Source organism: Streptomyces ambofaciens ATCC 23877 (assembly GCF_001267885.1).
In the GTDB taxonomy this organism is placed as follows: Bacteria; Actinomycetota; Actinomycetes; order Streptomycetales; family Streptomycetaceae; genus Streptomyces; species Streptomyces ambofaciens.
Genome location: NZ_CP012382.1, coordinates 982547 through 996539 on the forward strand (window position 1 = coordinate 982547; position 13993 = coordinate 996539).

Consider the following 13993-nt stretch of genomic DNA (forward strand, 5'->3'; position numbering starts at 1 on the left):
TCTCTCCGGTGCGCGCCCGCCGCCGCCGTACGCGGAGCGCTCAGGCCCGCGTACGGGCGCGTCCGCCGAGCGGCGCGGTGCTGGCGCGGACGATCAGCGCGGGCTCGACGGAGGCGGGTTCCGGTGCCGCGCCCGGATCCGCGATGTGCCGCATCAGGTGGGCGACCGCCAGGGCTCCCATCTCGGCGAAGGGCTGGGCCACCGTGGTCAGTGAGGGCGAGCAGTACTCGGCCAGCGCGATGTCGTCCACCCCCACGACGGAGATGTCCTCCGGGACCCTGCGGCCGAGTTCGTGCAGCGCCCGGATCACCCCGAAGGCCATCTCGTCACTCGCCACGAACACCGCGGTGACGTCGGGGATGTTGCCCAGGATCAGCCCGTTCCGGTAGCCGGAGGCGGGTGTCCAGTCGCCCTCCAGCACCGGGGGCACGGACAGTCCCGCCGACTCCAGTGTGTCGCGCCACCCGGCACGGCGGCTGGCGGCGTCGAGCCACTCCTCGGGCCCTGACACGTGCCAGACGGTCTCGTGGCCCAGGTCGATCAGGTGACGTGTCGCCAGGCGGGCCGCGAGGCTCTGGTCGACCGCGACGACCTCCGTGGCCGGCGTCCTCGATCCGTCGACGGTGACGGTGGGCACCGAGCGGGTGAGCTGCTCGATCCTCGGGCTCACATGGACCAGCGGCACCGACAGGATGACGCCCTCGACGCCCTGCTCCGCCAGCCGCGACAGCGCCCCCTCGATCGCCGCCGTGTCCAGCGAGGCGGTGGTCGCCGTGCTCACCGCGTACCCGGCCCCGCGCGCCGCGGTCTCGATGCCGAAGGTCAGGTTCGTACGCGAGGAGAAGTTGGTCTGCAGGGTCACCACACCGATCGTCCGGCTCCGTCCCGAGGACAGCATCCGCGCCGCGTTGTTCTTGCGGTAGCCGAGTTGTTCGACGGCGGCGAGCACCTTCGCCCGGGTCTTCGGCTGCACGTGGGGATGACCGGACAGGGTGCGGGACACCGTCTGCGCGGAGACCCCGGCGAGCCGGGCGACGTCGGTCATCCCGGGCTGTCGCCCGGCGCCGTCTGCTCCGGTCCCCTTCACCGTGGGCCGGTTGCCCGCTCCCTGTGTTTCCGATGACATCGCTCGCCTCTCCGGAGAAACCGGGGTCCGGGCGTGTCGCCGCAGCTGGTGCCCTGCGGGCAGTCTAGCCAAGCGAGGACCACTGGCATCGATAACAAGGTCTGCCAATAGTTCTCGCCATCTGGACCGACAACCTGCCGACCGCGTTCCCCCAGCACTACCAGCTGACCGAACTGGGGCCGCGGCAGATCCGCGCGGCTCACCGGTGGCGTCCGCGTCGAGTCCGTCGACGGCGAACGGCGGATCTCCACGGGGGACACCGTCGCCTCGAGGGCGACACCTACCTGTTCTGGGGGAGGCATCGCGTCCGGTGAGGAGGCGGGCCGCCGGAGTCAGTGCACGACGTGGAACTCGTTCCCGCCGGCGTCGAGGTACTCGCCGGGCGTCCGGTCGCGTCGGGTGACCTCCGGCCGCAGTCTGTTCCGCGCCGTCTTCCGCGCCGCCGGCGGCCCCATCACCAGCGAGACGGTACTGGTCGGCCCGCGCCGCAACCGGACTCCCCAGTCCTCGGACTCGGTCACCTGCCAGCCGGCCCGGTCCTGCCAGAAGGCGGACTGCGCGCGGCGATCCTCCTCGGCGACGTCGAGACAGACGGCGACGAGGCCGGAGTCGGCGAGCACGCCGGGGTGACCGGGGCGCAGCACACAGAACTCGTTGCCCTCCGGGTCGGCCAGCACGTCCCACGGGACGCTCCCCTGACCGATGTCGGCCCGCGTCGCTCCGAGCGCGAGCAGGCGCGCCACCTCGGCCTCGTGGTCCGGCCCTCCGGCCAGATCGAGGTGGAGCCGGTTCTTGCGCGCCGTCTTGGGCCCCGCGGCCCGCTCGAAGCGCAACCGCAGGCCGCCCGCGCGACCCCGCGTGGCGTCCAGCCAGAAGCGTTCCATGCCCGCCGCGTCCAGTGCGTCGATCACGATCCCGGTCAGCATCCCGTCGCCTCTCCCGTGCCCGTGCCCCGTGCCCCGTGCCCCGTGCCCCGTCCCGTCGTATCTGTCGGGGGCCATTGTCGCTGTGCGCGTCGGCACGGTGGCCCGCCCGGGCGGGCCGGGCGCCGGACCACCGCCGGACCGCGGCTCGTCCGGTCTCAGTCCACCACCAGCACGACCTCCAGGGTCCGCGGGCCGTGGACGCCCTCCACCCGGTCGAGTTCGATGTCGCTCGTGGCGGACGGGCCGGAGATCCACGTGGTCGGGCGGGTGGGGTCGAGGCGCGGCAGGGCCTGCGGAAGGGAGGCGACCACCTGGCCGGGTACGTCGACGACGCAGATGTGCAGGTCCGGGATGAGGGTGAGGGCACGACGGCCCTGCCCCGGGCCGGCGTCGAGGACGACGGTGCCGGTCTCCGCTACGGCGAGGGCGCAGCCGGTGACCACGGCGTCGGCGGAGTCGAGCTCGGCGGGGGTCAGGGGGACGTCGTCCGGCAGTCGCCGGGTGTCGGACGCGGCCAGCCAGGCCTCGGGCAGTCCCGGGGGCACGACGACGGAACCCGCGCCGTGCCCGGCGAGGAGGCGGCCGATGACGGCCGGCAGGTCACGCCGGGTGCTGCGCTGCACGCCGGCCCGGTAGTCGGCGAGGTTCCCGTGGAGCAGGTCGAGCACCGTGGCCGGGTCGTCGGGCGTGTGGCTCGCGCGGTAGTCACGCGTGATCTCGGGGGCCTCGGGCGCGTCGGCGAGTGCCCTGCGCACTCGTCCGAGGACGCGGTCGCGGGAGGAGGACTCGGGCGTCATGCGCGGTTCTTCTTCCACCAGTCACGGAAGGGTTCGGCCGGCAGGTCCGGCAGGTCACGGCTGTTGGTCCACTGGCGCGCCCCGGGTCCGGGGAGCCGTTCGGGATGCAGCTTGCGGGTCTTGGAGGCGAGACGTTCGCCGGCGGTCAGGGCGGCGGGATGGTCCAGGAGCCAGGTCGCCGCCCGCATCGCGGCCCGTTCCAGGCGGTGCCCCTTCCCGCCCTGGTCGGCGACCTTCTCCCGTAGGTGGACGAGGACTTCGGGGATGTCGATGGCGACCGGGCAGACGTCGTAGCAGGCGCCGCACAGGGAGGAGGCGTAGGGCAGGGAGGCGTCGATGGCGCTGGCCGTGCCCCGCAGCTGGGGGCTGAGGATGGCGCCGATCGGGCCGGGGTAGACGGAGCCGTAGGCGTGGCCGCCGGCCCGCTCGTACACCGGGCAGACGTTCAGGCAGGCCGAGCAGCGGATGCAGCGCAGGGCCTGGCGGCCGACCTCGTCGGCGAGGGTGTCGGTGCGGCCGTTGTCCAGCAGGACCAGGTGGAAGGCGCGGGGGCCGTCGCCGTCGGTGGTGCCGGTCCACATCGTGGTGTAGGGGTTCATGCGCTCGGCGGTCGAGGAGCGGGGCAGCAGCTGGAGGAAGACCTCCAGGTCGCGCCAGGTGGGGATCACCTTCTCGATGCCGACCACCGAGATCAGTGTCTCGGGCAGGGTCAGGCACATCCGGCCGTTGCCCTCGGACTCCACGACGACCAGCGTGCCGGTCTCGGCGACCATGAAGTTGGCGCCGGAGATACCGACCCGGGCCCGCAGGAACTTCTCCCGCAGGTGCAGCCGGGCCGCCTCCGCGAGTTCGGCGGGGGTGTCGGTCAGGCCCTCGGGTGCCGGGCGGCCCCACTCGCTCATCTCGGAGCGGAAGATGTCCCGGATCTCACCGCGGTTGCGGTGGATGGCCGGGACCAGGAGGTGCGAGGGCCGGTCCTTTCCCAGCTGCACGATCAGCTCGGCCAGATCGGTCTCGTAGGCGCGGATGCCGTGTGCCTCCAGCGCCTCGTTGAGGCCGGTCTCCTGCGTGGCCATCGACTTGACCTTGACCACCTCCGACTCGCCGGTCTCCTGGACCAGCCGGGTGACGATCGCGTTGGCCTCGGCAGCGTCGGCGGCCCAGTGCACCGTCCCGCCGGCCGCCGTGACCGCCTCCTCCACCTGCACCAGATACCGGTCCAGATGACGCAGCGTGTGGTCCTTGATCCGCTTCCCGGCCTCCCGCAGCCGCCCCCAGTCGTCCAGCTCCGCGACCGCGCCGGCCCGCTTGTCCCGGATCGTGTGCGTCGCACGGCGCAGATTGCCCCGCAGCGTCACATCGCGCACCGCGTCCCGCGCCGCCTCGGGAAAGGACGGCATCCCCAGATACGTCCCGCTCATCGCAGCGGCTCCTCTTCCGTGCTCGCGAGAATCTCCGCGAGGTGCAGTGCCCGCAGCGGGGCGTCCTGGCGGCGCAGCATCCCGCCGATGTGCATCAGACAGGAGTTGTCGGCGCCGCACAACACGTCCGCGTCGGTGGACAGGGCGTTGCGGATCTTGTCGTCGCCCATCGCCTCGGACACGTCGGCGTTCTTCACGGCGAACGTGCCGCCGAAGCCGCAGCACTCCTCCGCGCCCGGCAGCTCGACCAGCTCCAGTCCCCTGACCGCTTCCAGCAGCCGACGCGGCCGGTCGCCCAGGCCCAGCATGCGCAAGCCGTGGCACGAGGGGTGGTAGGTGACGGTGTGCGGGAAGTAGGCCCCCACGTCCGTCACCCCGAGCACGTCGACGAGGAACTCCGTCAGCTCGTACGTCTTCGGCACGAGGGAGGCGGCGGCGCCCGACAGTTCCCGGCCCCGGCCCTCGGCCAACGCCTTGGCGCCGATCCTGGGGTAGTTGTCGCGGACCATGGCGACACAGGAACCGGAGGGGGTGACGACATGGTCGTAGCCCGCGAAGGCGCGGGCCGTGCGGCGCACCAGTGGCTCGGTGGCGCGCCGGTAGCCGGTGTTGTACTGCGGCTGGCCGCAGCAGGTCTGCTCGGCCGGGAAGTCCACCTCGACCCCGAGGCGTTCGAGCACCTTGACGGTGGCGACGGCCGTGGACGGGTAGAGGGCGTCGTTGACGCAGGTGGCGAAGAGGGCTACGCGCATGGGGGTTCCGTTCGGGCGGGGGTGAGCCTGGCGGCTGCCGCGTCCCAGGCGGCGCCGTCGCCTCGCGGGGTGTAGCGCCTGAGGTGCTGGGTGGCGGCGACGAGCCGGCGCATCGCGGCCAGGTCGGCCACCCGTCCGGCGGCTCTGGCCTGGACGAGGATGTTGCCCAGGGCGGTGGCCTCGGTGGGCCCGGCGATGACGGGCAGTCCGGTGGCGTCGGCGGTGAACCGGCAGAGCAGGTCGTTGCGCGAGCCACCGCCGACCAGGTGGATGTGGGTGATGTCGCGGCCGGCGAGTTCGGCCGCCTGCCGCAGCGTACGGCGGTGTGCCAGGGCCAGGCTCTCCAGGATGCAGCGGACGAGGGCACCCTGGCTGTCGGGAGCCGGCTGGCCCGTACGGCGGCAGTACTCCCGGATGCGTCCGGGCATGTCGCCCGGGGCGAGGAACACCGGGTCGTCCGGGTCGACGACCGCACCGAACGCCTCACACCGGGCGGCCTCGGCGAGGAGCCGGGGAAGGCCGGTGGGCAGGCCCTGCGCCTCCCAGGTCCGACGGCACTCCTCCAGCAGCCACATGCCCATGATGTTACGGAGGTAGCGGACGGTGCCGTCCACGCCCAGTTCGTTGGTGAAGTTCGCGGCCCGGGACGCCTCGGTCAGCACCGGGGCGTCCAGTTCGAGACCGGCCAGGGACCAGGTGCCGCACGAGATGTAGGCGAAGTGCGGTGCGGTGGCCGGGATCGCGGCGACGGCGGAGGCGGTGTCGTGCGAGGCGACGGTGACGACCGGGGTGCCCGCGTCGAGACCGGTGTGGGCGGCGACGTGGGGCAGGAGGGTTCCGGCCGGGTCGCCGGGGTGGCGCAGGGGCGGGAGCAGGCCGGGGTCGAGGGAGAGCCGTTCGAGGAGTTGCGCGGACCAGGTACGGGTGCGGGCGTCGAAGAGGCCCGTGGTGGAGGCGTTGGTCGCCTCCGCCCCTACGGTGCCGGTGAGCCAGTGGACCAGCAGGTCCGGTATGAGGAGCAGGGTGGCGGCCGTACGCGACTGGCTGGTGCCGGCCGCCGAGGCGAGCTGGAAGACGGTGTTGAACGGCAGGTGCTGCAGCCCGGTGGTCCGGTACAGCTCCTCGGGCTCGACGTGGGGCCAGACCCGCCGGGCGGCGTCGTCGGTGCGGCCGTCCCGGTAGTGGTAGGGGGTGCCGAGCAGTACGCCGTCGGCGTCGAGGAGCCCGTAGTCGACCGCCCACGTGTCCACTCCGATGGAGGTGACCGAGCCGGCCCGGGCGGCCTCCCGCAGCCCGTCGACGGTTTCCTGGTAGAGCGCGAGCACGTTCCAGTGCAGTCCGTCGGGCAGGCGGACCGGAGTGTTCGGGAACCGGTGGACCTCGGTCAGGTCGAGGTCGTCCGGGCCGACCCGGCCGAGGATCACCCGTCCGCTGGTGGCCCCGAGGTCGACCGCGGCGAACGCCGAGGGGGAGACCGAGGAGGCCGGGGTGGTGGTCACGTGGTGGTACCTCCGCTGTGCGCGGCGAGGAGTGGCGAGGCGCCGGAGGACGACGCCGGGGCGGCGAGGTGCCGAGGGGCGGCGCCGAGGGGACATGTGCGGGGGCGGGGGACGTGTGAGGGGGCGCGGGGGGCGCCGAAGTGCGGGTCGGCTGGTGTGCCGCGGCACTCACCGGGGACGCGGACACGGCGCCGCGCCCGCCCCCGGCGCCCTCGGGTGACGTTCCGTGAACGCGCCCTGATGCCGTCGTTCGGGGCGCGCCGGCATCAGGGCCCCCGCCTCGGGCTCAGCGCAGGAAGGCCGCGGCGACACCCGCGTCCACCGGTACGTGCAGTCCGGTGGTGTGGGTGAGGTCGCCCCCGGTGAGGGCGAAGACCGCGTTCGCCACGTGCTCGGGCAGCACCTCGCGCTTGAGCAGCGTGCGCTGGGCGTAGAACTCGCCCAGCTTCTCCTCCTCCACGCCGTACACGGCGGCCCGTTCGGCGCCCCAGCCGCCGGCGAAGATGCCGGAACCGCGGACGACCCCGTCGGGGTTGACGCCGTTGACGCGGATGCCGTGCTCGCCGAGCTCGGCCGCCAGCAGCCGCACCTGATGGGCCTGGTCGGCCTTGGTCGCCCCGTAGGCGATGTTGTTGGGGCCCGCGAAGACCCCGTTCTTGGAGGCGATGTAGACGATGTCGCCCCCTAGCCGCTGGGCGGTCATCACCCGGGCTGCCTCCCGGGAGACGAGGAAGGAGCCGCGGGCCATGACGGCGTGCTGGAGGTCCCAGTCCCTGGCCGTGGTCTCCAGCAGCGGCTTGGAGATGGAGATGCCGGCGTTGTTGACGACCAGGTCGACGCCGCCGAAGGCGAGTACGGCCTCGGCGAACGCGGCGGCGATCTGCTCCTCGCTGGTGACGTCCACCGTCACGGCGACCGCCCGGTCCGGACCGCCGAGTTCCTCGGCGACGGCGGCGGCCCCCCGGGCGTCGAGGTCGGCGACCACGACGCAGGCGCCCTCGGCGACGAGCCGGTGGGCGATGGCCTTGCCGATGCCCGAGCCCGCGCCGGTGACCAGGGCGACCCGGGTGGCGAGCGGCTTGGGGGCCGGCATCCGGCGCAGCTTGGCCTCCTCCAGCTCCCAGTACTCGATGCGGAACTTCTCCGACTCCTCGATGGGGCTGTAGGTGGAGACGGCCTCGGCGCCGCGCATCACGTTGATCGCGTTGACGTAGAACTCCCCGGCGACGCGGGCCGTCTGCTTGTCCTTGCCGAAGGAGAACATGCCCACGCCCGGCACCAGGACGATCGCGGGGTCGGCGCCGCGCATGGTGGGCGAGCCCGGGACGGCGTGCCGTTCGTAGTACGCCCGGTACTCGGCGCGGTACTCGGTGTGCAGCTCCGCCAGCCGGGCGATCGCCCGTTCCAGCGGCGCGTCGGCGGGCAGGTCCAGGACCAGCGGGCGGACCTTGGTGCGCAGGAAGTGGTCGGGGCAGGACGTGCCCAGGGCCGCGAGGCGCGGGTGCTCGGTGCGGGAGAGGAAGTCCAGCACCGCCTCGGAGTCCGTGAAGTGGCCGACCTGCGGCAGGTCGGCGGAGGCGAGGGCGCGGACGTACGGGGCAAGGGCGGCGGCACGGGCGCGCCGCTCCTCGTCGGGCAGCGGCGCGTAGCCGTCCCGCACCGGTCCGAACGGCTCGGGGCGGCCCCTGTCGGCGAGGAACGCCTCGGCGGTGCGGATGATGTGCAGCGAGTTGGCCTCGCACTCCTCGGAGGTGGTGCCCCATGCGGTGACACCGTGGCCGCCGAGGACGCAGCCGATGGCCTGCGGGTTGGCCTCCTTGATCGCGGCGATGTCCAGGCCGAGCTGGAATCCGGGGCGCCGCCACGGGACCCAGACGACCTGGTCGCCGAAGCACTCCGCGGTCAGCTTCTCGCCGTCGGCCGCGCAGGCCAGCGCGATACCGGAGTCGGGGTGCAGGTGGTCCACGTGGGCCGCGTCGACCAGGCCGTGCATGGCGGTGTCGATGGAGGGCGCGGCACCGCCCTTGCCGTGCAGGCAGTAGTCGAACGCGGCGACCATCTCGTCCTCGCGCTCGACGCCCGGGTAGACGTCCTTCAGGGCGCGCAGCCGGTCGAGCCGCAGGGCGGCCAGTCCTTCCGCCTTGAGCGTGCCCAGATCACCGCCGGAGCCCTTCACCCACAGCAGGTCCAGCTCGCCGCCGGTGACGGGGTCGGTGGCGGTGCCCTTGGCGGAGGTGTTGCCGCCCGCGTAGTTGGTGTTGCGCGGGTCCGCGCCCAGCCGGTGCGAGCGCGCCAGGAGCTCGGCGACTTCGGGATGAATGGCGGAGGCCATGATGATCTTTCCTTCGGGATGAATTGACGACGGAGGGTGCCCGGGGCCGTGCGCGCCCGGAGCGGCGGCTACGCGCCCCAGCCGGCCTGCTCGCCGCCGACGCGTTCGGCGACGATCCGCTCCTGCCAGCCGCTGGCGCGGTAGGCGGCGATCGGGTCGGGGTCCAGGCCCTTCTCCTCGCGGACCTGGGCCAGCAGCGGTCGGACGTCGGTGTTGTACGCGTCCATCAGAACGGCGTTGGACGCCAGGACGTCGCCCTCCGCCTGGGCCGCGGCCAGTGCCTCGTCGTCGATCAGCAGTGCCTTGGCGGTCGCTTCCTGCACGTTCATCACGGAGCGGATGATCGCCGGGATCTTGGCCTCGATGTTGTGGCACTGGTCGAGCATGAAGGCGACGCCGGCGGCGGGGGCCAGGCCGCCGTTCTTGATGACCTCGTGGAGGATGCGGAAGAGCTGGAAGGGGTCCGCGGCGCCGACCATCAGGTCGTCGTCGGCGTAGAAGCGGGAGTTGAAGTCGAACCCGCCGAGCTTCCCCTCGCGCAGCAGCACCGCCACGATGAACTCGATGTTGGTGCCGGGCGCGTGGTGGCCGGTGTCCACGACGACCTGCGCCTTCGCACCGAGCTTCAGGCAGTGCGCGTAGGCCGTGCCCCAGTCGGGGACGTCGGTCGTGTAGAAGGCGGGCTCGAAGAACTTGTACTCCAGGAGCATCCGCTGGTCCTCGCCGAGCCGCTCGTAGGCGGCGTGGAGCGCCTCGGCGAGCCGGTCCTGGCGGGCCGTGATGTCGTCCTGGCCGGGGTAGTTGGTGCCGTCGGCGAACCACAGCTTCAGGTCGCGGGAACCGGTGGCGTCCATGATGTCGACGCACTCCATGAGGTGCGCCAGCGCCTTGCGCCGGACGGCGGCGTCCGGGTGGCAGACACTGCCGAGCTTGTAGGAGTCGTCCTGGAAGACGTTGGCGTTGACGGCGCCCAGTTCCAGACCCAGATCCTTGGCGTGCGCGGCCAGAGCGGCGTAGTCGTCCACCTTGTCCCAGGGGATGTGGAGCGCCACCCGGGGCGTGACCCCGGTGAACTCGTGCACCTTGGCCGCGTCCTCCAGCTTCTCGCGCGGCGTCCGCGGCACGCCGGGCTGCGCGAACACCTTGAAACGCGTTCCGGAGTTGCCGTAGCCCCAGGAAGGCGTCTCGACCCGCTGGTCGGCGAGTGCGGTTCTCACGGCAGTGATGTCAGGCATGTCCACCTCTGGATGCGCAAGCCGCCCCGTCGCGGGGGACTTGGAGGACCTGTTCATATGAATCGATTCAGGCTGACGCCGAAGCTAGCCCGTGGCGCACCTTCCGTCAAGGGTCCCGGCACGGGTCGGCCCGGCTGCCGCCTGCTCCCTCGGCCACCCGCCGGGCAACTGCACGGGCTCCGGACCCTTGACGCCCCGGACGGGCTGAAGCTAGCTTCCCGGCAACCCCATTGAAACATTTCACAGCGGGGTTCCCGCTCGGCACACGTACTGGAGAGAACCCATGACCCATCCCGAACCGGAGACCACTCCGGTGCTCGCGCTGGAGGGGGTGAGCAGATCCTTCGGTGCCGTCCGGGCCCTGCGTGACGTGTCCCTGCGGCTCTACGCGGGCGAGGCCCATGCCCTGGCGGGCGAGAACGGCGCCGGCAAGTCCACCCTGATCAAGACTCTCGCAGGCGTGCACCGTCCGGACACCGGAACGGTCCTCCTCGACGGCCGGCCGGTGGAGTTCCACAGCCCGGCGGACGCCCGCGACGCGGGGATCGCCGTGATCTACCAGGAGCCGACGCTCTTCCCCGACCTGTCCGTCGCGGAGAACATCTTCATCGGACGGCAGCCCCGCCGTTCCCTGGGCAGGGTGGACCACCGCACGGTCAGGACGGCCGCGGCCGGACTCTTCGCCCGGCTCGGTGTCGCCCTCGACCCGGACCGGCCGGCCCGCGGCCTGTCCATCGCCGACCAGCAACTGGTGGAGATCGCCAAGGCCCTGTCCTTCGAGGCCCGGGTCCTGATCATGGACGAGCCGACGGCGGCACTCACCGGCAGTGAGGTGGCCCGGCTGTTCGGCGTGGTCGAGACCCTGCGCGCGCAGGGTTCCGCGGTGCTGTTCATCTCGCACCGTCTGGAGGAGATCTTCGAGCTGTGCCAGCGGGTCACCACCCTGCGGGACGGTGCCTGGATCGCCAGCGAGCCCCTCTCGGACCTCGACGAGGACGGCCTGGTGCGCCGGATGGTGGGCCGCGAACTGGAGGAGCTGTACCCCAAGCAGGAGACGCGGATCGGCGAGGTCGCCCTCAGCGTGCGCCGGCTGACGCGGGAGGGCGTGTTCACCGACGTCTCCTTCGACGTCCGGCGCGGCGAGATCGTCGGTCTCGCCGGGCTGGTCGGGGCGGGCCGCAGCGAAGTGGCCCGGGCCGTGTTCGGGGTCGACTCGTTCGACGGCGGCGAGGTCGAGGTGCTCGGCCGGAAGCTGCCTCCGGGGGCTCCCAGCCTGGCCATGGCCGCCGGTGTCGCCCTGGTGCCCGAGGACCGCCGCGCCCAGGGCCTGGTGATGGAGATGTCCATCGAGCGCAACATCGGGCTCACCGGCTTCGCCGCCACCTCCCGCGCCGGGCTGATGAACCGGCGGGCGGAGCGCAGCCGTGCCGTCGACTGGGCGACCAGACTCCAGGTGAAGTACGCCCGCCTGGCCGATGTGGTGGGAACGCTGTCGGGCGGCAACCAGCAGAAGGTCGTCCTGGCCAAGTGGCTCGCCACCTCTCCTCAGGTGCTCGTCGTGGACGAGCCGACCCGAGGGATCGACGTGGGGACCAAGGCGGAGGTGCACCGGCTGCTGTCCTCGCTCGCCGCCGACGGCGTGGCCGTGCTGATGATCTCCTCCGACCTGCCGGAGATCCTCGGCATGGCCGACCGGGTCCTGGTGATGCACGAGGGCCGGCTGACCGCCGAGATCCCCCGGGCGGAAGCGACCGAGGAGACCGTGATGGCAGCCGCGACCGGCCGCACCGGCCGGGGGAGGGAGGCGGCATGACCACCACCGCGGGACCGGTGCGGCAGGAGGCCGCCCCCGAGTCCGTCGCCGCACGGCGGCTCGTGGACCGGATGTTCAAGGCGCGCGAACTGGCCGTGATCGCCGTGCTGGTGGTGATGCTCGGCGCCACCCAGCTGTCCAACTCCGAGTTCCTCTCGCAGCAGGGCATCAGGGACCTGATGCTGAACGCGACCATCCTCGTGCTGGTCGCGATCGGCCAGGCGATGGTGGTCATCACCCGCAACGTCGACCTGTCGGTCGGCTCCGTGCTGGGCATCTCCGCGTTCGCCGCGGGTCTCCATCTCCAGGACGGCGGGCACCCGCTCGTCGCCGTCCTGCTGGCCGTTTCCGTCGGCGCGGTGTTCGGCGTGGTCAACGGCGCCCTGGTGAGCCTCGGCAAGGTGCCGGCCCTGGTGGTGACCCTGGGCACCCTCTACATCATCCGCGGCATCGACTCCCTCTGGGTCGGCTCCCGGCAGATCACCGCGAGCGCCCTGCCCGACGCGTTCGTGGACTTCGGCAGCGACGGCATCTTTGTGGTGCCCTATCTCGCGCTGCTCACGCTGGCCGTCCTGGTCGTCGTGGCCTACTACCTCCGCAGCTACGGCAGCGGACGGGACATGTACGCCCTCGGGTCCAACCCGGAGGCGGCCCGGCTCGCCGGCGTCCCCCTCCGCGCCCGCATCATGACGGCCTACGTGGTCTGCGGGGCGCTCGCCGGACTCGCCGGCGCCCTCTACCTCGCCAGGTTCGGCAACGTCGACTCCAACACCGGCAACGGGTACGAACTCGTCGTGGTGAGCGCCGTGGTCGTCGGCGGCGTCGCCTTCACCGGCGGTTCGGGCACCGTGTACGGCGCCGCGCTCGGCGCGGTACTGCTCACCTCCATCAACGGCGTGCTCCCCGCCCTCGGCGTGAGTTCGGTCTGGGTCACCGCCATCAACGGGTGCCTGTTGCTGCTCGCCATCGCCGTCGACCGGGTCCTGGCGCTCCGGGTCTCCGGAGCCCTGCGCAAGAAGGCCGCACAGTCGAGGAGTGCCCGCCATGCCTGACACCACCGTCACGTCGCCCGTGCTCTCCCGTCTCGGCGGCGCGGTGCGCTGGGACACCTCGGTCGGCGTTCTGCTGGTCGTCCTGCTGATCTGCTCGTTCTCCTTCGTCGAGAATTTCGGCAACGCGCTGAACCTGTCGTTCCTCATCGGCAACACGCTGCCCATCGCCCTCATCGCCCTGCCGATGGCGATGCTCGTGGTCTCCGGCGAGGTGGACCTCTCGGTGGCCTCCACCGCCGGCCTCTCCAGTGCGGTGATGGGCGCGCTGTGGAACGCCGGAATGGCCATCGAGACGATCATCCCGCTCTGCGTCCTGCTGGGTGTGGTCTGCGGCCTCGTCAACGGTCTGCTGGTCACCCGGCTCGGGCTGCCCTCGCTGGCCGTCACGATCGGCACCCTCGGCGCCTACCGGGGCATCGCGCAGATCGTGCTCGGCTCCGACTCGGTGACCGACTTCCCGGTGCAGTACCTGGACTTCGGTTCGGGCCGGTTCGGGGACACGTTCCTGCCGTACGCCGCGGTCCCCTTCGTCGTCCTGCTGGCGATCGCGGTCGTCGTGCTGCACGCCACGCGCTTCGGGCGGTCGCTGTTCGCCGTCGGCTCCTGTGAGGAGGCCGCCCGCTTCGCCGGCGTCCGGGTCAAGCGGCTCAAACTGGCCATGTTCGTGACCACGGGGGTCGTCTCGGCGCTCACCGGCGTCTTCTGGACCCTGCACTACGCCAGCGCCCGCTATGACAACGCCACCGGACTGGAACTGTCCGTGATCGCCGCGGTGCTGCTCGGCGGCATCGACTTCGACGGCGGCAAGGGCACCCTCGGCGGTGCCGTCGCCGGTGTGTTCCTGCTCGGCACGATGCAGAACGTGATGAGTCTGCTGAACGTCACCGCCCAGTCCCAGACCGTGGCGACCGGGGTCCTGCTGGTGATCTCCGTCCTGGCTCCGCGGATCGGCCGCCAGATCTCCCGGGCACGGGCCCGGGCGAGAACGGCCGCTCCCCCGCCGGTGACGGCCCCGAGCCCGTAGCTCCCCCGCCCCGGTC

At 72.2% G+C, this 13993-nt stretch carries 11 protein-coding genes; 3 read left to right on the plus strand and 8 right to left on the minus strand.

Annotated features, from left to right (window positions below; genetic code table 11):
• Positions 1 to 40: 40 nt before the first annotated feature.
• The 8 genes from SAM23877_RS04450 to rhaI form a co-directional block, all read right to left on the minus strand.
• Positions 41 to 1045 (minus strand): LacI family DNA-binding transcriptional regulator, encoded by a 1005-nt coding sequence (locus tag SAM23877_RS04450; RefSeq protein ID WP_244902916.1) that lies wholly within the window; start codon positions 1043 to 1045, stop codon positions 41 to 43.
• 413 nt (positions 1046 to 1458) lie between these two features.
• A complete protein-coding gene (locus SAM23877_RS04455) occupies positions 1459 to 2052 on the minus strand; it encodes a VOC family protein (RefSeq protein WP_053127152.1) in 594 nt (197 codons plus the stop codon).
• A gap of 155 nt (positions 2053 to 2207) precedes the next feature.
• Entirely contained in the window at positions 2208 to 2849 is a 642-nt protein-coding gene (locus tag SAM23877_RS04460; protein ID WP_053127153.1) for a LutC/YkgG family protein, read from the minus strand.
• The gene (locus tag SAM23877_RS04465; protein WP_053127154.1) at positions 2846 to 4270 is read right to left on the minus strand and encodes a lactate utilization protein B; all 1425 of its coding nucleotides are present in this window, start codon (positions 4268 to 4270) and stop codon (positions 2846 to 2848) included. The genes SAM23877_RS04460 and SAM23877_RS04465 overlap by 4 nt, the downstream gene beginning before the upstream one ends.
• On the minus strand, positions 4267 to 5022 hold the full coding sequence (locus tag SAM23877_RS04470; RefSeq protein ID WP_053127155.1) for a (Fe-S)-binding protein: 756 nt from the start codon (positions 5020 to 5022) through the stop codon (positions 4267 to 4269). Before SAM23877_RS04470 ends, SAM23877_RS04465 begins: the two co-directional genes overlap by 4 nt.
• Positions 5013 to 6521 (minus strand): rhamnulokinase, encoded by a 1509-nt coding sequence (locus tag SAM23877_RS04475; protein WP_053127156.1) that lies wholly within the window; start codon positions 6519 to 6521, stop codon positions 5013 to 5015. Before SAM23877_RS04475 ends, SAM23877_RS04470 begins: the two co-directional genes overlap by 10 nt.
• A 286-nt stretch (positions 6522 to 6807) precedes the next feature.
• Entirely contained in the window at positions 6808 to 8853 is a 2046-nt protein-coding gene (locus SAM23877_RS04480) for a bifunctional rhamnulose-1-phosphate aldolase/short-chain dehydrogenase (protein ID WP_053127157.1), read from the minus strand.
• A gap of 68 nt (positions 8854 to 8921) precedes the next feature.
• On the minus strand, positions 8922 to 10088 hold the full coding sequence (gene rhaI / locus SAM23877_RS04485; protein WP_053127158.1) for an L-rhamnose isomerase: 1167 nt from the start codon (positions 10086 to 10088) through the stop codon (positions 8922 to 8924).
• Between the two features lie 283 nt (positions 10089 to 10371).
• Between rhaI and SAM23877_RS04490 the strand changes: the two genes are divergently transcribed.
• From SAM23877_RS04490 to SAM23877_RS04500, 3 genes are read left to right on the plus strand one after another with little or no spacing between them, the layout of a single operon-like run.
• On the plus strand, positions 10372 to 11901 hold the full coding sequence (locus SAM23877_RS04490) for a sugar ABC transporter ATP-binding protein (RefSeq protein WP_053127159.1): 1530 nt from the start codon (positions 10372 to 10374) through the stop codon (positions 11899 to 11901).
• Positions 11898 to 12953 carry an ABC transporter permease gene (locus SAM23877_RS04495; protein ID WP_053127160.1) on the plus strand — a complete coding sequence of 352 codons (1056 nt, stop codon included), beginning with the start codon at positions 11898 to 11900 and terminating at the stop codon, positions 12951 to 12953. Before SAM23877_RS04490 ends, SAM23877_RS04495 begins: the two co-directional genes overlap by 4 nt.
• Positions 12946 to 13977: an ABC transporter permease gene (locus tag SAM23877_RS04500; protein WP_053127161.1), complete on the plus strand. Its 1032-nt coding sequence runs from the start codon at positions 12946 to 12948 to the stop codon at positions 13975 to 13977. The genes SAM23877_RS04495 and SAM23877_RS04500 overlap by 8 nt, the downstream gene beginning before the upstream one ends.
• Positions 13978 to 13993 lie beyond the last annotated feature (16 nt).

Excerpts from the sequence above, each read along its gene's own strand:
- SAM23877_RS04460 (WP_053127153.1), bottom strand. The coding sequence starts at position 2,849 with ATGACGCCCGAGTCCTCCTCCCGCGACCGCGTCCTCGGACGAGTGCGC.
- SAM23877_RS04480 (WP_053127157.1), bottom strand. The coding sequence starts at position 8,853 with ATGGCCTCCGCCATTCATCCCGAAGTCGCCGAGCTCCTGGCGCGCTCG.
- SAM23877_RS04490 (WP_053127159.1), top strand. The coding sequence starts at position 10,372 with ATGACCCATCCCGAACCGGAGACCACTCCGGTGCTCGCGCTGGAGGGG.
- SAM23877_RS04470 (WP_053127155.1), bottom strand. The coding sequence starts at position 5,022 with ATGCGCGTAGCCCTCTTCGCCACCTGCGTCAACGACGCCCTCTACCCG.
- SAM23877_RS04455 (WP_053127152.1), bottom strand. The coding sequence starts at position 2,052 with ATGCTGACCGGGATCGTGATCGACGCACTGGACGCGGCGGGCATGGAA.
- SAM23877_RS04465 (WP_053127154.1), bottom strand. The coding sequence starts at position 4,270 with ATGAGCGGGACGTATCTGGGGATGCCGTCCTTTCCCGAGGCGGCGCGG.
- SAM23877_RS04450 (WP_244902916.1), bottom strand. The coding sequence starts at position 1,045 with ATGACCGACGTCGCCCGGCTCGCCGGGGTCTCCGCGCAGACGGTGTCC.
- rhaI (WP_053127158.1), bottom strand. The coding sequence starts at position 10,088 with ATGCCTGACATCACTGCCGTGAGAACCGCACTCGCCGACCAGCGGGTC.
- SAM23877_RS04495 (WP_053127160.1), top strand. The coding sequence starts at position 11,898 with ATGACCACCACCGCGGGACCGGTGCGGCAGGAGGCCGCCCCCGAGTCC.
- SAM23877_RS04500 (WP_053127161.1), top strand. The coding sequence starts at position 12,946 with ATGCCTGACACCACCGTCACGTCGCCCGTGCTCTCCCGTCTCGGCGGC.